This window comes from Actinomadura sp. NPDC000600 (assembly GCF_040492135.1).
Lineage (GTDB): Bacteria > Actinomycetota > Actinomycetes > Streptosporangiales > Streptosporangiaceae > Spirillospora.
This window is the reverse complement of record NZ_JBEUPD010000022.1, coordinates 19,718-37,905: the sequence shown is the minus strand read 5'-3', so window position 1 is coordinate 37,905 and position 18,188 is coordinate 19,718. Positions and strand designations below refer to the sequence as shown.

Annotated in this window: 18 protein-coding genes; 15 read left to right on the top strand and 3 right to left on the bottom strand. The window is 74.0% G+C overall.

What is annotated here, in order from left to right; translation table 11 throughout:
• Positions 1 to 93 precede the first annotated feature (93 nt).
• From ABWI07_RS28165 to ABWI07_RS28140, 6 genes are read left to right on the top strand one after another with little or no spacing between them, the layout of a single operon-like run.
• Positions 94 to 510 carry a DUF948 domain-containing protein gene (locus ABWI07_RS28165; protein WP_149264756.1) on the top strand — a complete coding sequence of 139 codons (417 nt, stop codon included), beginning with the start codon at positions 94 to 96 and terminating at the stop codon, positions 508 to 510.
• On the top strand, positions 507 to 827 hold the full coding sequence (locus ABWI07_RS28160; RefSeq protein WP_149264757.1) for a hypothetical protein: 321 nt from the start codon (positions 507 to 509) through the stop codon (positions 825 to 827). The genes ABWI07_RS28165 and ABWI07_RS28160 overlap by 4 nt, the downstream gene beginning before the upstream one ends.
• 1 nt (position 828) lies before the next feature.
• A complete protein-coding gene (alaS, locus tag ABWI07_RS28155; RefSeq protein WP_353820299.1) occupies positions 829 to 3,498 on the top strand; it encodes an alanine--tRNA ligase in 2,670 nt (889 codons plus the stop codon).
• Between the two features lie 58 nt (positions 3,499 to 3,556).
• Entirely contained in the window at positions 3,557 to 4,015 is a 459-nt protein-coding gene (gene ruvX / locus ABWI07_RS28150; RefSeq protein WP_149264759.1) for a Holliday junction resolvase RuvX, read from the top strand.
• Entirely contained in the window at positions 4,012 to 5,172 is a 1,161-nt protein-coding gene (gene mltG, locus ABWI07_RS28145) for an endolytic transglycosylase MltG (protein WP_149264760.1), read from the top strand. Before ruvX ends, mltG begins: the two co-directional genes overlap by 4 nt.
• A complete protein-coding gene (locus tag ABWI07_RS28140) occupies positions 5,169 to 6,002 on the top strand; it encodes a shikimate dehydrogenase (RefSeq protein ID WP_353820298.1) in 834 nt (277 codons plus the stop codon). Before mltG ends, ABWI07_RS28140 begins: the two co-directional genes overlap by 4 nt.
• A 6-nt stretch (positions 6,003 to 6,008) precedes the next feature.
• Here the strand turns inward: ABWI07_RS28140 and ABWI07_RS28135 are convergent, their stop codons facing one another.
• Positions 6,009 to 7,373: a prenyltransferase/squalene oxidase repeat-containing protein gene (locus tag ABWI07_RS28135; RefSeq protein WP_353820297.1), complete on the bottom strand. Its 1,365-nt coding sequence runs from the start codon at positions 7,371 to 7,373 to the stop codon at positions 6,009 to 6,011.
• A 159-nt stretch (positions 7,374 to 7,532) separates the two neighbouring features.
• On the opposite strand from ABWI07_RS28135, the gene ABWI07_RS28130 reads away from it, so the two are divergent.
• Entirely contained in the window at positions 7,533 to 8,237 is a 705-nt protein-coding gene (locus ABWI07_RS28130; RefSeq protein WP_353820296.1) for an HIT family protein, read from the top strand.
• Here ABWI07_RS28130 and ABWI07_RS28125 read toward each other — a convergent pair.
• Together ABWI07_RS28125 and ABWI07_RS28120 are read right to left on the bottom strand one after the other, a co-directional pair.
• Positions 8,213 to 9,151 carry a carbohydrate kinase family protein gene (locus tag ABWI07_RS28125; RefSeq protein ID WP_149264764.1) on the bottom strand — a complete coding sequence of 313 codons (939 nt, stop codon included), beginning with the start codon at positions 9,149 to 9,151 and terminating at the stop codon, positions 8,213 to 8,215. The two genes, ABWI07_RS28130 and ABWI07_RS28125, sit on opposite strands and share 25 nt — an antisense overlap.
• A gap of 8 nt (positions 9,152 to 9,159) precedes the next feature.
• Positions 9,160 to 9,651 (bottom strand): NUDIX domain-containing protein, encoded by a 492-nt coding sequence (locus tag ABWI07_RS28120; RefSeq protein ID WP_353820295.1) that lies wholly within the window; start codon positions 9,649 to 9,651, stop codon positions 9,160 to 9,162.
• A 519-nt stretch (positions 9,652 to 10,170) separates the two neighbouring features.
• Between ABWI07_RS28120 and infC the strand changes: the two genes are divergently transcribed.
• The 8 genes from infC to pheT all read left to right on the top strand — a co-directional run bounded on the left by infC (position 10,171) and on the right by pheT (position 18,180).
• Complete coding sequence (infC, locus tag ABWI07_RS28115) at positions 10,171 to 10,719, top strand: translation initiation factor IF-3 (protein WP_089316320.1); 549 nt, start codon at positions 10,171 to 10,173, stop codon at positions 10,717 to 10,719.
• A 182-nt stretch (positions 10,720 to 10,901) separates the two neighbouring features.
• On the top strand, positions 10,902 to 11,096 hold the full coding sequence (rpmI, locus tag ABWI07_RS28110; RefSeq protein WP_067468638.1) for a 50S ribosomal protein L35: 195 nt from the start codon (positions 10,902 to 10,904) through the stop codon (positions 11,094 to 11,096).
• A gap of 69 nt (positions 11,097 to 11,165) precedes the next feature.
• Positions 11,166 to 11,543: a 50S ribosomal protein L20 gene (gene rplT / locus ABWI07_RS28105; RefSeq protein ID WP_149264766.1), complete on the top strand. Its 378-nt coding sequence runs from the start codon at positions 11,166 to 11,168 to the stop codon at positions 11,541 to 11,543.
• 34 nt (positions 11,544 to 11,577) lie between these two features.
• Positions 11,578 to 12,417: a TrmH family RNA methyltransferase gene (locus ABWI07_RS28100; RefSeq protein WP_149264767.1), complete on the top strand. Its 840-nt coding sequence runs from the start codon at positions 11,578 to 11,580 to the stop codon at positions 12,415 to 12,417.
• 271 nt (positions 12,418 to 12,688) lie between these two features.
• Positions 12,689 to 13,180, top strand: coding sequence for an STAS domain-containing protein (locus ABWI07_RS28095; RefSeq protein ID WP_149264768.1), 492 nt, complete (start codon positions 12,689 to 12,691; stop codon positions 13,178 to 13,180).
• 188 nt (positions 13,181 to 13,368) lie between these two features.
• Positions 13,369 to 14,457: a sensor histidine kinase gene (locus tag ABWI07_RS28090; RefSeq protein WP_353820294.1), complete on the top strand. Its 1,089-nt coding sequence runs from the start codon at positions 13,369 to 13,371 to the stop codon at positions 14,455 to 14,457.
• Between the two features lie 133 nt (positions 14,458 to 14,590).
• Positions 14,591 to 15,700 carry a phenylalanine--tRNA ligase subunit alpha gene (gene pheS, locus ABWI07_RS28085; RefSeq protein ID WP_353820293.1) on the top strand — a complete coding sequence of 370 codons (1,110 nt, stop codon included), beginning with the start codon at positions 14,591 to 14,593 and terminating at the stop codon, positions 15,698 to 15,700.
• Positions 15,700 to 18,180 carry a phenylalanine--tRNA ligase subunit beta gene (gene pheT / locus ABWI07_RS28080; protein ID WP_353820292.1) on the top strand — a complete coding sequence of 827 codons (2,481 nt, stop codon included), beginning with the start codon at positions 15,700 to 15,702 and terminating at the stop codon, positions 18,178 to 18,180. Before pheS ends, pheT begins: the two co-directional genes overlap by 1 nt.
• Positions 18,181 to 18,188 lie beyond the last annotated feature (8 nt).

The following is an 18,188-nucleotide window of genomic DNA, read 5'->3' as shown; positions in this document are numbered from 1 at the left end:
GGCCGGTGCTCCCGCCATGGGGCCTGGTGGACCGGTAAGGTCTGTCAGGCCATGCCCGGCCCCGTGCCGACCCCACGCGAACGGAAAGCCCTGATGCTCACTGGTGGACAGCTAGCAGCCCTCATCGTGGCGGTGTTCTGGGCGGTGCTGGTCTCGTTCATCGCGCTCACCCTGCTGAAGCTCTCCCGGCTGCTCGGCGAGGCCAGCGAGCTCGTGCACGACATCGGCGACCAGGCCGGCCCGCTGATGGACGACATGGCCCGGACGGTGAAGCGCGCGAACGAGCAGCTCGGCCGCACCGACGTCATCACCAAGCAGGTCGCGGGCGTCACGCAGAACGTCTCGGCCGTCACCACCGTGATGACCTCGGTGGTCGGCGGGCCGCTGGTGAAGGCCGCCGCCTTCTCCTACGGCGTCCGCAAGGCCCTCGGCGGCCGCGACGGCGAGGGGCGCGCCGCGTCCGGCCGCCCGGAACTGCAGGCCCGCTCCTCGGGTAAGGGGCGCAGATGAGGCGGCTGTTCTGGCTCTCGGTCGGCGCGGGCGCCGGCGTCTACGCCACGCACCGCGTCAAGCGGCGCGTGGAGCGGTTCACGCGCGCCCTGTCGCCCGAGAGCGTCGCGGCGCGGGCCGTGTCGACCGGGCAGGGCGCCGGCGAGCGGTTGAGGCTTTTCGCCTCCGACGTCCGTACCGAGATGCGGGCCCGCGAGGAGGAGCTGCGCGAGGCCGTCCGCATGGACCAGGCTCCGCCGGACGGCGGGGGACCGCCGTCCCGCCGCGTGCTCAAGGCGAGATACACGATCATCGAGAACGACAAGGATGGCCACTGATATGGAGTCGGCAGAGGTCGCACGCCGCTTCCTCGGATTCTTCGAGGAGCGCGGGCACACGGTGGTGCCCTCGGCCAGCCTGGTCGCCGAGGACCCGACCCTGCTGCTGGTCAACGCCGGCATGGTCCCGTTCAAGCCGTACTTCCTCGGCCAGCGCACCCCGCCGTCCCAGCGGATGACGAGCGCCCAGAAATGCGTGCGCACCCCCGACATCGAGGAGGTCGGCAAGACCACCCGGCACGCCACCTTCTTCCAGATGCTGGGCAACTTCTCCATCGGCGACTACTTCAAGGAGCAGGCGATCCCGTTCGCCTGGGAGCTGCTGACCCGGCCGCGGGCCGACGGCGGCTTCGGGTTCCCCGAGGACAAGCTGTGGGTCACCGTCTTCCACGACGACGACGAGGCCCTGAACATCTGGCACGACAAGGTCGGCGTCCCCCTCGACCGCATCCAGCGGCGCGGCATGGAGGACAACTTCTGGTCGATGGGCGTCCCCGGCCCGTGCGGCCCCTGCTCGGAGATCTACTACGACCGCGGCCCCGAGTACGGCCGCGAGGGCGGCCCGGTCGCCGACGAGGACCGGTACCTGGAGGTCTGGAACCTCGTCTTCATGCAGTTCGAGCGGGGCCCCGGCGAGAGCAAGACCGACTTCCCGATCCTCGGCGACCTGCCGGCCAAGAACATCGACACCGGCATGGGCCTGGAGCGCATGGCGGCGATCCTGCAGGGCGTCGACAACATCTACGAGACCGACACCCTCTGGCGGGTCCTCGACCGCGCCGCCGGGCTGACCGGCACCGCCTACGGCCGCGAGCACCGGGCCGACGTGTCGCTGCGCGTCGTCGCCGACCACGTCCGCAGCGGGACGATGATGGTCGCCGACGGCATCCGCCCCGGCAACGAGGGCCGCGGCTACGTGCTGCGCCGCATCCTGCGCCGCTCCATCCGCAACCTGCGCCTGCTCGGCGGGCAGGACGCCGGCCTCATGCACGAGCTGACCGCCGTCGCGATCAATGCGATGGGCGAGCAGTACCCCGAGCTGGTGCGCACCGCCGCGAACATCCACACGGTCATCGACGCCGAGGAGGACTCCTTCCTCCAGACGCTGCGCACCGGCACGGCGATCTTCGACACCGCCGTCGCGGACACCAAGCGCTCCGGCGGCGCGACCCTGGCGGGCGAGCAGGCGTTCAAGCTGCACGACACCTACGGCTTCCCGATCGACCTCACCCTGGAAATGGCGTCCGAGCAGGGCCTCCAGGTGGACGAGGACGGCTTCCGCCGGCTCATGAAGGAGCAGCGGGACCGCGCCAAGAAGGACGCCCGCGACAAGAAGACCGGCAACCTCGACGTCTCCGTCCTCGACGAGCTGCTCACCGGCGCCGGCGGCAGGGTCGACTTCACCGGCTACGGCAGCCTCGCCGGCGACGCCCGCCTCGTCGGGCTGCTGGTGAACGGCGCCAACGCGCCCGCCGCCGGGGAGGGCACCGAGGTCGAGGTCGTCCTCGACCGCACCCCGTTCTACGCCGAGGGCGGCGGCCAGCTCGCCGACCACGGCGTGATCCGGTTCGGCAACGGCGCCGTCGTCGAGGTGACGGACGTGCAGGCGCCCCTCGCCGGGCTCATCGTGCACCGCGGCCGGGTCCGCAGCGGCGAGGCGCAGGCCGGCGACACCGCCTACGCCGAGGTCGACGTGGAGCGCCGCCGGGCGATCTCCCGCTCGCACACCGCGACCCACATGGTGCACGCCGGGTTCCGCCGCGCGCTCGGCGAGTCCGCCGCGCAGGCCGGGTCGGAGAACTCGCCCGGCCGGTTCCGGTTCGACTTCACCGCGTCCGGCGCCGTCCCCGCGAGCGTGCTGCGGGACGTCGAGGACGAGGTCAACGAGGTCCTGGTCGGCGACCTGGACGTGCGCGCCTTCCACACCTCGATCGACGAGGCCCGCGCGATGGGCGCGCTCGCGCTGTTCGGCGAGAAGTACGGCGACGAGGTCCGGGTGGTCGAGGTCGGCGACTACTCCCGCGAGCTGTGCGGCGGTACCCACGTCGCCCGCAGCGGCCAGCTCGGCCTGGTCAAGGTGCTGGGCGAGTCGTCCATCGGCGCCGGCGTCCGCCGCGTCGAGGCGCTGGTCGGCATCGACGCGTTCCGGTTCCTGGCCCGCGAGAGCGTCCTCGTGGCGCAGCTCGCCGAGCAGATGAAGACCCGCAAGGAGGAGCTGCCCGAGCGCATCTCCGGCGTGGTCACCCGGCTGCGCGACGCGGAGAAGGAGCTGGAGAAGCTCCGCTCCCAGCAGGTCCTCGCGATCGCCGGGTCCCTCGCCGACGGCGCCAAGGACGTGGGCGGCACCGCGTTCGTGGGGCACCGCGCCCCCGACGGCACCGGCGCCGACGACCTGCGCAAGCTGGCCGTCGACATCCGCGGCCGGCTCATGGCGCGCCCCGCGGTCGTGATGGTCGCCGGCGTGCCGAAGGACCGTCCCGTCGTCGTCATCGCCGTCACCCAGGGCGCGCGCGACCGCGGCCTCAAGGCGGGCGCACTCGTCGGCCTGGCCGCCAAGGCGCTCGGCGGAGGCGGCGGCGGCAAGGACGACCTCGCCCAGGGAGGCGGGGCCAACCCCGCCGCCATCGGCGATGCCCTCGCCGCCGTCGAGCAGGCAGTAGGGGCCGCGTGAGCCCGGCACGACGGGGCAGGACGAACGCCCCTCGCCACCGGCCAGCGGAGGCGAGGGTATGAGAACGGGCGTGCGGCTGGGGGTCGACGTCGGGAGCGTTCGGGTCGGGGTCGCGCGGTGCGATCCCGGGGGGATCCTCGCGTCTCCGCTGGAGACGGTGAAGAGCGGCAAGGGGGACGTCGACCGGCTCGTTGAGCTGGTCGGCGAGCACGAGGCGATCGAGGTCGTCGTCGGGCTGCCCACCTCGCTGTCGGGCCGGGAGGGCCCGGCGGCGCAGGCGGCGCGCAGGTTCGCGGCCAGGCTCGCCGACCGCCTTCCCCCGGAGACGGTCCGGCTGCACGACGAGCGGCTCACCACCGTCACCGCCGAGAGCGGTCTGCGGGCCGGGGGAGTGCACGGCCAGGCCCGGCGCAAGGTGGTCGACCAGGCCGCCGCGGCGGTCCTGCTCCAGGCGGCCCTCGACGCGGAGCGGTTGACCGGACGCCCCCCAGGGGAGATCGTTCAGGGGAGCTCATGAACGACTTGGACCTCTTCTCCGATCCGTACGGCGACGGTCCTCCGCGCGAGGAGCCCTACGGCAGGCGCGACCAGCGGCGCCGGCGCAAGCGGCAGAAGCGCCGCAAGCGCAGCGGGCGCGCCGCGGCGCTGTTCGCGATGGCGTTCCTGGTTGCGGTGTTCGGCACCGGCGGCGTCCTCGGGTTCGCGTGGCTCGACAACAAGTGGAACCCGCCGGACTACAAGGGCGAGGGCTCCGGCAAGGTCACCGTCCAGATCAAGGACGGCGCGACCGGGTCGGTGATCGGCGCGACGCTGGAGCAGCACAAGGTCGTCAAGAGCTCCCGGGCGTTCGTGAAGACCTACAACAAGGAGACCCGCGCCTCCAGCATCCAGCCGGGCTTCTACCAGCTGCGGCTGCGGATGTCGTCGGCCGCGGCGGTGGCGCTGCTGCTGGACCCGAAGTCGCGGGCCGGGAACCAGATCGTGATCCCCGAGGGGCGCCGGGCCGTCGAGGTCTACGAGCTGCTGGCGAAGAAGACCGGCATCTCCGTCAAGGAGTTCCAGGCGGTGGCGAGGCGGCCGAAGAGCCTGGGGCTGCCCTCCTACGCGCGGGGCAAGATCGAGGGGTACCTGTACCCGGGCCGCTACGACCTGGATCCGAACGGCACGGCGGAGCAGATCCTCAAGGAGATGGTGGGGCGCTTCAACAGGGAGGCCGAGAGCGTCGACCTCGTCGGCAAGGCGCGCAAGGCGCGCATGAACCCGGCGACGGTCATGACGCTCGCCAGCCTGGTCCAGGCCGAGGGCGGCAAGCCGAGCGACCTGCCGAAGATCTCCCGGGTCATCTACAACCGGGTCGAGAAGGGCATGAAGCTGCAGTTCGACACGACGGTGCTGTACGCGCTGAACGAGCGGCGGCTCACCGTCACCGAGAAGGACCTGCAGACCGACTCGCCCTACAACACCTACCTGCACCCGGGTCTGCCCCCCGGCCCCATCTCCAACCCGGGGCCGGACGCGATCGAGGCGGCGCTGACCCCGGCGGAGGGGACGTGGCTGTACTTCATCGCCACCGACCCGACGAACAAGGTCACCAAGTTCGCCACGACGGAGCAGGAGCGGCAGGCGATCGAGAAGGAGTTCCGGGCCTGGCAGAAGGCGCACCCGGGCCAGTGACGGACACGACGGGGCACCGCGCCGCGGTGCTGGGGTCGCCGATCGCGCATTCGCTGTCGCCGGTGCTGCACCGGGCGGCGTACGCGGCGATGGGGCTGGACGACTGGTCCTACGACGCGGTCGAGTGCGGCGAGGACGGCCTGGCCGCGCTGCTGGACGGGCTCGGGCCCGAATGGGCGGGCCTGTCGCTGACCATGCCGCTCAAACGCGTCGCGCTCGGCCTCGTGGACACGGTCTCCGACCTCGCGGTGAAGGTCGGCGGCGCGAACACGATCGTCCTTCGGGACGGGCGGCGGCACGGCGACAACACCGACGTGTACGGCATCGAGACCGCGCTCGCCGAGGCGGGGCTGAAGGCCCCGGCCACGGCGCTGGTGCTCGGCGGCGGCGCGACGGCCGCGTCCGCGCTGGCCGCGCTCGCCGGGCTCGGCACGCGTGAGGCCGTCCTCGCGGTCCGCACCCCGGAGCGCGCCGCCGGCGCGGCCGGGGTGGGGGAGCGTTTCGGGATCGCGGTCCGGGTCGTGACGCTCGATGAGGCGCCGGCGCACCTCCCGGCGGATCTCGTGGTGTCGACGCTCCCCGGGCGGGCCGCCGACGCGTACGCCGGGCCGGTCGCCGAGTCCGGCGCGGCGCTGCTCGACGTCGTGTACGCGCCGTGGCCCACGGCGCTCGCGGCGGCCGTCGAGCGGGCGGGCGGCACGGTCGTCGGCGGTTTCGACATGCTGCTGCACCAGGCCGTCCGGCAGGTGGCCCTGATGACCGGCCGCGACGACGTGCCGGTGGAGGCGATGCGCGCCGCGGGCGAGGCGGAGCTCGCCCGCCGCGCCTGACCCGCCTCAGGGCGGCGCCCGCTGGGCGCGGCGCCGCTTCACGGACTCGTCGACGCTGGTGAGGACGATGGGCAGGATCACGCTCAGCCAGAAGTCCTTCCAGCCCCACAGCCCCACGGCGACGCCGAGCGAGCTGCCGGCGCACACCAGGCTCAGCAGGAACGCCGCCCAGTGCCGCTGGGCCAGCCCGACCGGGTCGACGAGGCGGCGGTGCGGGAGCAGGTCGGCCAGCGGACGCTCCCGGGCGTGGGCGCGCTGCACGACCATCGCGTCCGGCAGCCAGTGCAGGACGTCGGCGCTCCCGGCGAGGGGGGTCCGCGAGAGCGCGACCAGCGTCTCCAGCCGCCACCACAGCGTCCACAGCGACGTGCGCCCGCTGCCCGGGCAACCGTTCCAGCGCGGGTCGGCGACCTCCCCGCGCACCAGCGTCCGGAACGCCCGGGCGACGGTCGGCCCGTGCGGGCCGCGCGGGTCGCGCAGCAGCGCGGTGAGCGCGATCGGCAGTCCGTAGTGCCAGAGGGCGAGCCGCCACACCGGCTCCGGCCCGCGTTCGGGCGCGGCGCACGGCGAGACGCCGTAGGTCTCGATCCATGTGTGGTCGTCGTCGGGGTCGAGGTGCTCCAGCAGCCAGTCGTAGGCGTCCAGCAGCCGCTCGGTCCGCAGGCTCGGGCGCGCCTCGGCCAGCGTCACCAGCGCGAAGGCGGTGTGCGTGACGGTGGGCAGGGACGTCTGCGTCGGGCCCCAGGCGGGGCGCTGCGCGGTCCGGTCCGCCGTCAGCCATTCGACGCCGCGGTCGACGGCCGGGTCGTAGGGGTTGAGCTCGCTGAGCGCGCGGAGCGCGAGGCACGTCAGCCACACCCGGGACGGGCAGCCGCGCAGCGAGCCCCATCCGCCGTCGGGGTTCTGGTTGCGCAGCAGCCACCGGTAGGCGCGCGCCAGGTCGGGGGCGTCGTCGCGCAGCTCGCAGCGGGCGCGGGCGAGGAACCGCGCGATCCAGCCGGTCGCCTCGACCACCGGCATGCCGAGGCTGGTCTTGGTGGCCCAGCCGCCGTCGCGCAGCGGGTCGTCGGACCGGGTCTGCCGGGCGGCGAGGAGGGCCAGGCCGTCGTCGAAGTACTCGAACGCGCGCCCCGCCTCGGCGAACGCCATCAGCCCGAGGGCGGTGGCGGTGGTGCCGGGTTCCGGCCGCGCGAGCTCGTGGTACCAGCCTCCGCCCGTGCCGAGCGCGGGCGCGTAGGTGTCGCGCAGGACGTCCAGCGACTCGTTCAGCCGGGCGTCGAGGACCGCCATGTCGATGACGGGGACGGCGGCGCGGCCGCGCCTGGCGGTGGCGCGGGACGGGCGGGGCGCCGGGGAGGGGAGCGGGGACATCTGGTTCACGGTTCGGCCTTCTGCTGTTGTTGTTCCCGGCGGGCCGGGATTTGTACCCCGCGGTCCCGCGTCTGTGCCCGCGCCGCGGCGGGCGCGGGCGCGCGGCACAGGGCACGCTGGAGGGAGACCGCTCCCGCGTTCCGCGATGCTGGAGGTGGCTTGGCCGAGCCGACCGCCCGGGACGACCCTGATCACGACTGCGTCCTGTGCCCCCCGCTGCGGTTCCGCTTCAACGGCATGGCCGGCCTGCCCGGCGAGTCGGGGGTCATCTCCGGCGACCGCGACTTCTTCCTGATCCCGGACGTCGCGCCGCTCACCGAGGGGCACCTCCTGCTGGTGACGCGCGAGCACCACCAGTGCGCCGGGGACTTCCCCAGGGGGATGTGGGAAAGCGCGTGGCGGTGGCGCGACCGCGTCGCCCGCCTCTACCGGGAGGCGTACGGAGCCGGCGACCTGCTGCTGTTCGAGCACGGGCCCGCGAGCCCCCAGGGCGGCGGCGCGTGCATCGACCACGCGCACTGGCACCTTCTCCCCGGAACACCGGGCGTGCGGGCGGTCGTGGAGGGGGAGGGGCGCCCCGGCGCGCCCGCCGACCACGCGACCCTTCGGGCCTGCTACCGCTCCGGCCGGTCCTACCTGCTGATCGAGGAGGGCGGCGCGGCGACCGTCCATCCCGGCGACGGGGTGCGGAGCCAGTTCCTGCGCTGGGCCGTGGCGTCCACCGGCCCCGAGCGGGCCTGGCGCTGGCAGGAGACCTTCGGGCTCCCCGCCAGCAGGCGGCGGTTCCTGCGCACCCTGCGGGCGATGCGGACGGCGGCGGCCGCCCTGCCGGACACCGCTCAGCCGCCCGACAGCCACCAGTAGAGCTCGCACGAGGTCAACCGGTCCCCGAACCCCGCGCGCCGTACACCGGCGGCGTAGCCGGTGGGGTACTCCATCGGCGCCCGCCCCCGCCGGTGGGCGAGCACCCGCTCCAGCGACGTCGGGCCGAACCGCAGCAGCCACAGGGGGGCGCCGGGAACCGCGCGGTCGAGCACCGGCAGCAGGTCCTGCGGTCCGCGGCCGTCGGCCGGCGGCGGATGCCCGAGCAGGCGCGCCAGGGTGTGCGCCTCGGAGACGACGAGGTCGGCCTGCTCCAGGACCGGCAGCACGCAGGACGCCGGGAGCCGCGCGTCGATGTCGTGGGGGACGACGTCGAACGCCACCCGGGTGCCCGCCGCCCGCGCCGTGCGCACCGCCTCGTGGAGCGCCGCGCGGGAGTCGGCGGCCAGCAGCGCGTAGCCGTCCACGGCCAGCACGTCGGCCTCCTCGATCCCGGCCGCCGCGGCGCGCACGTCCGCCGCGGTCAGCCGCCGGGCGGGCGGCTCGTCCTGGACGACCAGCAGCCGGACGCCGGGCCCGCGGCCGCCGTGGTCGTCGCGCAGCATGACCGACACGCCGTTCGGGACGCCGGGCTCGACGACCAGGCGGTCGGCCGCGCCGATCCGGCACAGCTCGCGGCGGATCGCCTCCGTGTAGTCGTCGTCGCCCACCTTGGCCAGCACGTCGACCCGGCGGAAGTAGCCCACCGCGCACCTGGCGAGGTTCACGGCCGTCCCCGCGGCCATCAACCGCGCGGGGGCGTAGCAGAGCCGGTCGGCGCCGAGTTCGGCGAACCGGACCCCCGGCAGCGACGCGCGCACCTCGATCCCCGCGTCCCCGACGACGAAGAGCGCGAAGCGGCGCTCGGCGACGCCGTCGAGACCCGGCCATGCGAGGGGGGATCGCGGCGGCGCCATGTCCCGGTTCAGCCGGCCGGACGCAGGAAGGCTCGCATCACCGGGCGCAGGCTCGGGATGAGTTCGTAGCCGCCGACCTCGCGCAGCGGCACCCAGGCGCACCGGTCCAGGTGGTCGCTCGTGTCCTGGTTCTCCAGCGTGGCGTTCAGGGTCACGGGCCGGCAGCGGCGCGCCGCCGCCACCACCCGGATCTGCCCGCCGGGCGTGCCGCGGTCGGGCATGAACCACTGCCACAGGTGGAACGGCGGCCCCGGATCGATCTTGAGGCCGACCTCCTCCCAGACCTCGCGGCGGATGTGGTCGTCGAGATCGAGGTCGGCCGACTCCTCCAGCCGCCCGCCGGGCACCTCCCAGCGGCCCGGGTGGAACGGGTCGGAGGCGGCCTTGCGGACCAGCAGCAGCCGCCCGCCGGACACGATGAAGGCCTTCTGCGCGAACTGGAGCCGGACCGGCGGCGCGGCGGTGAGGGGGCCGGCGTCGCCGGCGTCGACCGAGGGCATCGCGGGAGACCTCCCAGGTGCCGGCCCCACCGGGCCGTCTCGGCTCCACCGTAACAAGCCGCGGCCGCGTCGCCGAGACGCCCGCCTGGCCAGAACACCCTCACCTCGCGGCGGGGAGCGCGGGCGCGGGAATGGCGGCGCGGCCCGGCCGGTTGTACGGGACGGCGTACCCCGTCAGGACGTCCGCGTCGCGAGGGGCCGCGCGAGGCGTCCGGGCATGGCGCACCGAGTCCCATCGGGTGGTATTCTTGGTGGTCGACCGGCCCTGTGTGCGCGACCAGATGGTGGCGTGTACCGGGCGCTCAAGCGGAGGCCACCTCCCACCTGACCGGCCCAAGGCCGGTGGGTTCTCGGTCCGGCGAACGGGCTTCAGGCTCGTCCCGCCGTCGTTCCCGGGCGGCACTGCCGTTCCCGGGAGACCGAAGGTGGCCCCGCGCGTGAGTCGTGCGGGGCTTTTCTCGTGGAAGCCTCGGGGTACGACCGGTCCAACGAACTTGAGAACGGCCCCAAGGAGGTCCCATCAGCGCCGAACCGCGTATCAACGACCGCATTCGCGTGCCCGAGGTCCGGCTCGTCGGCCCGAACGGCGAACAGGTGGGCATCGTGCCCATCGCCAAGGCCCTTGAACTCGCGCGTGAGTCGGACCTCGACCTCGTCGAGGTGGCGCCCACCGCGCGTCCGCCCGTCGCGAAGCTCATGGACTACGGCAAGTTCAAGTACGAGTCCGCGATGAAGGCGCGTGAGGCGCGGAAGAACCAGGCGCACACGGTCATCAAGGAGATCAAGCTCCGCCCGAAGATCGACCCGCACGACTACGAGACCAAGAAGGGTCACGTGGTGCGGTTCCTGAAGGCCGGGGACAAGGTGAAGGTCACGATCATGTTCCGTGGTCGTGAGCAGTCCCGTCCCGAGCTCGGTTTCCGGCTGCTGCAGCGGCTCGCCGACGACGTCGAGGAGCTCGGCTTCGTCGAGTCGCGGCCCAAGCAGGACGGCCGAAACATGATCATGGTGCTCGGTCCGCACAAGAAGAAGACGGCCCGCGGGCAGGAGTCGGAGACCACCGTCTGACGGCCGGTCCGGGGCCGGCTCCACGGCGGCCCCCATCGCGACCTCGCGGCTCAGCGAAGTTGCGGCGTACGTACATTGAAGCCTGACCTGGCGCGTCCACGGATCGCCGTGCGATGCGCCGATCAGGCGCGCCTCCATGCCGGTCGGCACGGAGGCCGGGAAAGAGGGAGACGACGGCGACCATGCCGAAGACCAAGACCCACAGCGGTGCCAAGAAGCGCTTCAAGCTGACCGGCTCCGGCAAGGTGATGCGCCGCCGCGCCAACAAGAACCACCTGCTCGAGCACAAGCCGACCAAGCGGACGCGCCGGCTGTCCGGCCCCGCCGTGGTGGCCGACGCCGACGCCAAGAACATCAAGAAGCTGCTGCGCAAGTAGCACTCGACCGGGAACATCGCCGACCGGCCGAGGCCAGCATGGCCCCGGCCCCCACGAAGGAGTCAGCACGTGGCACGCGTGAAGCGGGCGGTCAACGCCGCCAAGAAGCGTCGGGTCGTCCTGGAGCGGTCGAGCGGCTACCGCGGTCAGCGTTCGCGCCTGTACCGCAAGGCCAAGGAGCAGCAGCTCCACTCGATGACCTACGCCTTCCGGGACCGCAAGGACCGCAAGGGCCAGTTCCGCCGGCTGTGGATCCAGCGGATCAACGCCGCGGCCCGCGCCAACGGCATCACCTACAACCGGTTCATCCAGGGCCTGAAGGCCGCCGAGGTCGAGGTCGACCGGCGCATGCTCGCCGAGCTGGCCGTGAACGACGCCCCGGCGTTCGCCGCCCTCGTCAAGGTCGCCAAGGACGCGCTCCCGACCGAGGGTACGGAGGCGGCCTGAGCCGGGCGACCGGCACACGGGCGATCACAGCGACATGGCGGGCCGCGAGCTGACCTCTCTCCGATCACCACGGGTGAAGGCCGCTCGGCGGCTCGCCAAACGCGCGTTCCGGCGCCGCGAGAACCGGTTCCTCGCCGAGGGGCCGCAGGCGGTGCGGGAGGCGCTGGAGATCCCCGGCGGGCTGGCCGAGCTGTTCACCACGGCCGAGGCGGAGGCCCGCCATCCCGAGCTGGTGCTCGCCGCCGAGCGCGCCGGAGTGCCGGTGCTGCGCGTCAGCGGCGAGATCATGGCCGAGCTGGCCCAGACCGTCACCCCGCAGGGGCTGCTGGCGGTCTGCGAGTTCGTCGACGTCCCGCTCGGCAAGGCGCTGGAGGCCGGCCCCCGGCTGGTGACGGTGCTCGCGCACGTCCGCGACCCGGGGAACGCGGGGACCGTCCTGCGCACCGCCGACGCCGCGGGCTCGGAGGCGGTCGTGTTCACCGACGCGTCCGTCGACCCCTACAACGGCAAGTGCGTCCGCGCCTCGGCGGGCAGCCTGTTCCACCTGCCGGTCGTCGTCGGCCCCCGGTTCGACACGCTGATCCCGGAGCTGAAGGGCGCGGGCCTCACCGTCCTCGCCGCCGACGGCGCGGGCGACCGCACCCTCGACGAGGCGATCGACGAGGGAGTCCTCGCGCGCCCCACGGCCTGGGTGTTCGGGAACGAGGCGTGGGGGCTGCCCGACGACATCCTGCGGCACGTCGACGAGGTCGTCCGCGTGCCCATCTACGGGCGGGCCGAGAGCCTGAACCTGGCGACGGCCGCGGCCGTATGCCTGTATGCGTCGGCCCGCGCGCAGCGCGCCGCCCAGGGAGCGGGTCCGGGCCGCGCGTGAGACACGCCGCGGTCGCGGACGTTCGATGCGTTCCGTGATCGAATGGCCGCATGCGGTCGCGACAGGTGCCGCCTCGCGACCGGTGAGCTGCGAAGATGGTCTTCGCGTGGACGCGGGGCATGGGGGGCCTGCCGCCGCGCGGGACTCGTTCGCGGGTAGGAGCGGGAACCGCGACCGGCGAGGGATCACGTCGCCGCGATGCCGCGTCTAACCTGTTGATCAGTGCGTTGACCAGGGCGGCGACGAGGCCGCACGGAGTGGGGGCGAGCGTATGACCGAGGAGACCAGGCGAGCCGGAAGGGCGGGCCGGCGTCCCCCGGAGGTGCGGTGCCGGGCCGGCGCGGTCCGGGCGCCGTCCGCCCCGGACGCCTCCGGCGCGCCCGCCGCCGACGGGCTGCGCGTCGAGACCGCCCGGGTGCGGGCCGGCACGGCCGTCGTCGCGGTGGCGGGGGAGATCGACCTGCGCACCGCCGGGCCGCTGCGCGACCGGCTCGTCGAGCTGCACGGCCGGCTGCCCGGGGCCCGGCCGCGCCGCCTGGTGGCCGACTTCGCCGCCGTGCCGTTCTGCGATGCCGCCGGGCTCGGCGCGCTGGTCGCGGCGCACAACCAGATCTCCGCGGCCGGGGGTGAGATCGCCCTGGCCGGGGTCCGGCCCGCGCAGCTGCGACTGCTGAAGATCACCGGCCTGCACCGGTTGTTCGCGATCCACCGCGACGTCGAGGCCGCGCTGTCGGACCACGACTCGCCCACGAGGTCCGGATGAGCCGCGGATGTCCTGATGAGGCCCTCCGCGGGCCGCGGCGACCCCCTGCACGAGGGCTACACATGCCTTGCCGCGAGGCGGTTTCCGGGTCCCGTTAAGGGTCCGACTCGGGCTAGAGTCTCTTTCCGACAGGCCGCGTTCTCACCGGTGTTCTGGAGGCCGCTGTGGGCGGAGAGGAATCCCCTCTCGTGGCCGCGCGCGGACCCGAGACGGGGTCCGGGCCGGGCCCCGAGGGGAGCGGCCCGGACGACCTGCCCGACGGGCTGATGGTCGCGGGCCGGGACGCCCGCGTCGTCGTGTTCAACGCCGCCGCCGCGCGGATCACCGGCATCCCCGCCAGGTCCGCCCTGGGGCGCGACTTCCGCGACGTCCTGCCCCTGCACGACGCCGAGGGCCGCGACTGGTGGAAGTGCCTCGCCCCTTACGACGGGCTGTCCACCCGCACCCGCCATCCCGAGCGCGTGCTCTTCCTTCCCGGCGGCACCGAGGTGCTGGTGACCGCCGCGTACCGGCGCGACGCCGACCGCCGTGTGGAACGGTTCACCGTGTGCCTGCGCGACGCCCTGCACCGCGCCCGCCAGGAGCGCGACCGCGCCGACCTCGTCTCCACCGTCGCCCACGAGCTGCGCTCTCCGCTGACCAGCGTCAAGGGGTTCACCGCGACGCTGCTGGCCAAGTGGCACCGCTTCAACGACGACCAGAAGCGGGTGATGCTGGAGACCGTCAACGCCGACGCCGACCGGGTCACCCGGCTGATCACCGAGTTGCTGGACGTGTCCCGCATCGAGGCGGGCCGGCTGGAGATGCGCCGCCAGGTCGTCGACCTCCCCGAGGAGGTCCGCAAGGTCATCGCGGGCCGGGTCGCGGCGGGGGAGCCGGAGGACCGCTTCCGCTTCGAGACGCGCGGCGAGCTGCCCGAGATGTGGCTCGATCCCGACAAGATGGATCAAATCCTGGGCAATCTCGTCGAAAACGCGGTGCGCCACGGGGCGGGCACTGTCACCATTGTGGTGGAGCCGGACGCGCATAAGGAGGGAGCGGCCGTGTCGGTGCGCGACGAGGGCGAGGGCATCCCGCCCGAGGCCGCCCAGCGCGTCTTCCGGCAGTTCTGGCGCGGTCCCGGCGGCAGCCGCCGCGGCGGCACCGGCCTCGGGCTCTACATCGTCAAGGGCCTGGTCGAGGCGCACGGCGGCGTGATCACCGTGCGGCGGGCGCCCGGCGGCGGCGCCGAGTTCCGATTTACCGTGCCCGCAGGGGCCCCCGACTACGCCGGCTGACCGCGGTCCGTACCCGCGGCACGGCACGGGACCCCTGGGCGGGCCAGCGCGTCACGCGCACGCTTTCCGGATGTCCACCGCCCGCGCACTAGACTGCGGGCGTCCCACGCCGACCGGAGTCGATCACACCACCATGTCTGCACCCAACAAGTCCTATGACCCCGTCGAGGTGTCCGCGCTCCAGCCCGAGGAGCTGGAGCGGGCCCGCGCCGAGGCGCTCGCGGCGATCGCCGCGGCCGCCGACCTCGACGCCCTGAAGCAGGTCCGGCTGGCGCACGCCGGCGACCGTTCCCCGCTGGCCCTCGCCAACCGCGAGATCGGCGCGCTGCCGCCCGCGGCCCGGGCCGAGGCCGGCAAGCGCATCGGCACCGCCCGGGGCGCGGTGGCCCAGGCGCTCAAGGCGCGCCAGGCCGAACTGGAGGAGGAGCGCGACCGCCGCGTCCTCGTCGAGGAGACCGTCGACGTCACGCTGCCGTGGGACCGCGCCCCGCGCGGCGCCCGGCACCCGCTGACCACCATGCAGGAGCGGATGGTCGACGTCTTCGTCTCGATGGGCTTCGAGGTCTCCGACGGGCCCGAGGTCGAGGCGGAGTGGTTCAACTTCGACGCCCTCAACTTCCTGCCCGACCACCCGGCCCGCACGATGCAGGACACCTTCTTCGTCGAGTCGGAGGACTCCGGGCTGGTGATGCGCACCCACACCTCGCCGATGCAGATCCGGTCGCTGCTGTCGCGGCCGCTGCCGGTGTACGTGGTGGCGCCCGGGCGCACGTTCCGCACCGACGAGCTCGACGCCACGCACAGCCCGGTGTTCCACCAGCTGGAGGGGCTCGCGGTCGACGAGGGCCTGACGATGGCCGACCTGCGCGGCGGCATCGACGCGTTCGTCACCGGGATGTTCGGCGAAGGGCTGAAGACGCGGTTCAGGCCGTCGTTCTTCCCGTTCACCGAGCCGTCCGCCGAGGTGGACATGCAGTGCTTCGTGTGCCGGGGCGCGTCCGCGGAGCCGGGCGCCGAGCCGTGCCGCACCTGCAGCTCGGAGGGCTGGATCGAGCTCGGCGGCTGCGGCATGGTCAACCCGCGCGTGCTGGTGGCCTGCGGGGTCGACCCGGACCGCTACAGCGGCTGGGCGTTCGGGCTGGGCGTCGAGCGGACGCTGATGTTCCGGCACGGCGTGGAGGACATGTACGACATGGTGGAGGGCGACGTCCGGTTCACCCTCCCGTTCGGGATGGAGATCTGATGCGGGCCCCGCTTTCCTGGCTGCGCGAGTACGTCGAGCTCCCGGCCGGCGTCACGGGCCGGGCGCTGGCCGCCGAGCTGATCGCGGCGGGCCTGGAGGTCGAGACGGTCGAGCACGCCGGCGCCGACATCACCGGCACGCTCGTGGTCGGCGAGGTCCTGGCGATCGAGGAGCTGGCCGGCTTCAAGAAGCCGATCCGCTACTGCCAGGTCGACGTCGGCGACGCCAACGGCACCGGGGAGCCGCAGAACATCATCTGCGGCGCCGCCAACTTCGCGGTCGGCGACCGCGTCGTGGTCATCCTGCCGGGCGGCGTGCTCCCCGGCGGGTTCGAGATCGGCGCCCGCAAGACCTACGGCCGGATGTCCGAGGGCATGATCTGCTCGGTGACCGAGCTCGGCATCGGCGACGACCACAGCGGCATCCTCGTCCTGCCCCCGGACGCCCCGGTCGGCGCGGACGCGATCGAGCTGCTCGGGCTGCGCGACGACGTCCTCGACATCGCCGTCACGCCCGACCGCGGCTACGCCCTGTCGATCCGGGGCATCGCCCGTGAGGCCGCCATCGCCTACGGGGTTCCGTTCAAGGACCCGGCTGACGTGGAACTGCCCGCGGAGGACGGTAAGGGGAGCCACCCGGCGAGCATCGGGGACCCGTCCGCGTGCGACCGGTTCGTGCTGCGCGAGGTGCGCGGCTTCGACCCGGACGCGCGGACCCCGATGTGGATGCAGGTGCGCCTGCACCGCGCGGGGATGCGGCCGGTGTCGCTGGCGGTCGACGTCACCAACTACCTGATGCTGGAGCTCGGGCAGCCGCTGCACGCGTTCGACCGGGGCAAGCTCACCGGCCCGATCGTCGTGCGCCGCGCCGCGCCCGGCGAGAAGCTGGAGACGCTCGACCACGTCAAGCGGACCCTCGACCCCGACGACATCCTCATCACCGACGAGTCGGGGCCGATCTCGATGGCCGGCACGATGGGCGGGCTCGCCACCGAGATCGGCGACCGGTCGAGCGACATGGTGATCGAGGCCGCGCACTTCGACGCCATGGGCACCGCCCGGATGGCCCGCCGGCACCGCCTGCACAGCGAGGCGTCCCACCGGTTCGAGCGCGGCGTCGACCGCGAGCTGCCGCTGTACGCCTCCTACCGGGCGGTGCGGATGCTCGCCGAGCTCGGCGGCGCGGAGATCGTGCCCGGCGTCACCCACGCCGAGGCGCCGGTCGAGCGGGCCGCGGTGACGATGCCCGCCGGGCACCCCGACCGGGTGGCGGGCGTGACCTACGGCAGGGACGCCGTGGTCCGCCGCCTGGAGCAGGTCGGCTGCACGGTGGCCGGCGACGACGTGCTCACGGTGACGCCGCCGTCCTGGCGGCCCGACCTGACCGCGCCCAACGACCTCGCCGAAGAGGTCATCCGGCTGGAGGGGTACGAGGACATCCCGGCCCGGGCGCCGCGCCCGGCGGCGGGCAAGGGCCTGACCGCGCAGCAGCGGCTGCGCCGCCGGGTGGGCCGCGCTCTCGCCGGCGCCGGGTACGTGGAGGCGCTGGCCTTCCCGTTCGTCGCCGAGAAGGACCTGGACGGCCTCCAGCTCCCGGCGGACGACGCGCGGCGGCGGACGCTGCGCCTGGCGAACCCGATGTCGGAGGAGGAGCCGCTGCTGCGCACCACGCTGCTGCCGGGGCTGCTCAAGGTGCTGGCGCTCAACGTGGGGCGCGGCTTCGGCGACGCCGCGCTGTTCGAGGTCGGCGTGGTGTTCCGGCCGCGTCCGGACGCCCCGGAGCGCGCGCCGCGCCTCGCGGTCGACCGCGGTCCGACGGCGGAGGAGGTCGCCGGGCTGGAGGCCGCGCTGCCGGACCAGCCGCACCGGGTGGCGGTGGTGCTGTCCGGCGACCGCGAGCCGTCGGGCTGGTGGGGCGAGGGCCGTCCGGCGCTGTGGGCGGACGCGATCGAGGCGGCCCGCACGGTGGCCCGCGAGGTCGGCGTCGAGCTGGCGGTGAAGGCCGACCAGCACGCGCCCTGGCACCCCGGCCGCTGCGCGGCGCTGTACGCGGGCGACACGCTGGTCGGGCACGCCGGTGAGCTGCACCCGCGCGTCACGAAGGCGTACGGGCTCCCCGCGCGGTCGTGCGCGATGGAGCTGGAGCTGCGCCGCCTGGGCGAGCCGGTGGCGGTCCGCGCGCCGCACGTGTCGTCCTACCCGGTCGCGATGCAGGACGTCGCGCTGGTCGTCGACTCGGGGACGCCCGCCGCGGAGGTCGAGTCGGCGCTGCGCGACGGCGCGGGCGAGCTGCTGGAGGCGATCCGGCTGTTCGACGTCTACACCGGCGAGCAGGTGGGCGAGGGCCGCAAGTCGCTGGCGTACTCGCTGCGGTTCCGCGCCCCCGACCGGACGCTCACGGCCGAGGAGGCGTCGCAGGCCCGCGACTCCGCCGTCGCCGCCGCGTCCGAGCGGACCGGAGCCGCCCTGCGCGGCGCCTGACGGATCGC

Excerpts from the sequence above, each read along its gene's own strand:
- ABWI07_RS28120 (WP_353820295.1), bottom strand. The coding sequence starts at position 9,651 with ATGCCCTCGGTCGACGCCGGCGACGCCGGCCCCCTCACCGCCGCGCCG.
- ABWI07_RS28135 (WP_353820297.1), bottom strand. The coding sequence starts at position 7,373 with ATGTCCCCGCTCCCCTCCCCGGCGCCCCGCCCGTCCCGCGCCACCGCC.
- mltG (WP_149264760.1), top strand. The coding sequence starts at position 4,012 with ATGAACGACTTGGACCTCTTCTCCGATCCGTACGGCGACGGTCCTCCG.
- pheT (WP_353820292.1), top strand. The coding sequence starts at position 15,700 with ATGCGGGCCCCGCTTTCCTGGCTGCGCGAGTACGTCGAGCTCCCGGCC.
- ruvX (WP_149264759.1), top strand. The coding sequence starts at position 3,557 with ATGAGAACGGGCGTGCGGCTGGGGGTCGACGTCGGGAGCGTTCGGGTC.
- ABWI07_RS28095 (WP_149264768.1), top strand. The coding sequence starts at position 12,689 with ATGACCGAGGAGACCAGGCGAGCCGGAAGGGCGGGCCGGCGTCCCCCG.
- ABWI07_RS28125 (WP_149264764.1), bottom strand. The coding sequence starts at position 9,151 with ATGGCGCCGCCGCGATCCCCCCTCGCATGGCCGGGTCTCGACGGCGTC.
- rpmI (WP_067468638.1), top strand. The coding sequence starts at position 10,902 with ATGCCGAAGACCAAGACCCACAGCGGTGCCAAGAAGCGCTTCAAGCTG.
- ABWI07_RS28160 (WP_149264757.1), top strand. The coding sequence starts at position 507 with ATGAGGCGGCTGTTCTGGCTCTCGGTCGGCGCGGGCGCCGGCGTCTAC.
- ABWI07_RS28165 (WP_149264756.1), top strand. The coding sequence starts at position 94 with ATGCTCACTGGTGGACAGCTAGCAGCCCTCATCGTGGCGGTGTTCTGG.
- pheS (WP_353820293.1), top strand. The coding sequence starts at position 14,591 with ATGTCTGCACCCAACAAGTCCTATGACCCCGTCGAGGTGTCCGCGCTC.
- alaS (WP_353820299.1), top strand. The coding sequence starts at position 829 with ATGGAGTCGGCAGAGGTCGCACGCCGCTTCCTCGGATTCTTCGAGGAG.
- ABWI07_RS28100 (WP_149264767.1), top strand. The coding sequence starts at position 11,578 with ATGGCGGGCCGCGAGCTGACCTCTCTCCGATCACCACGGGTGAAGGCC.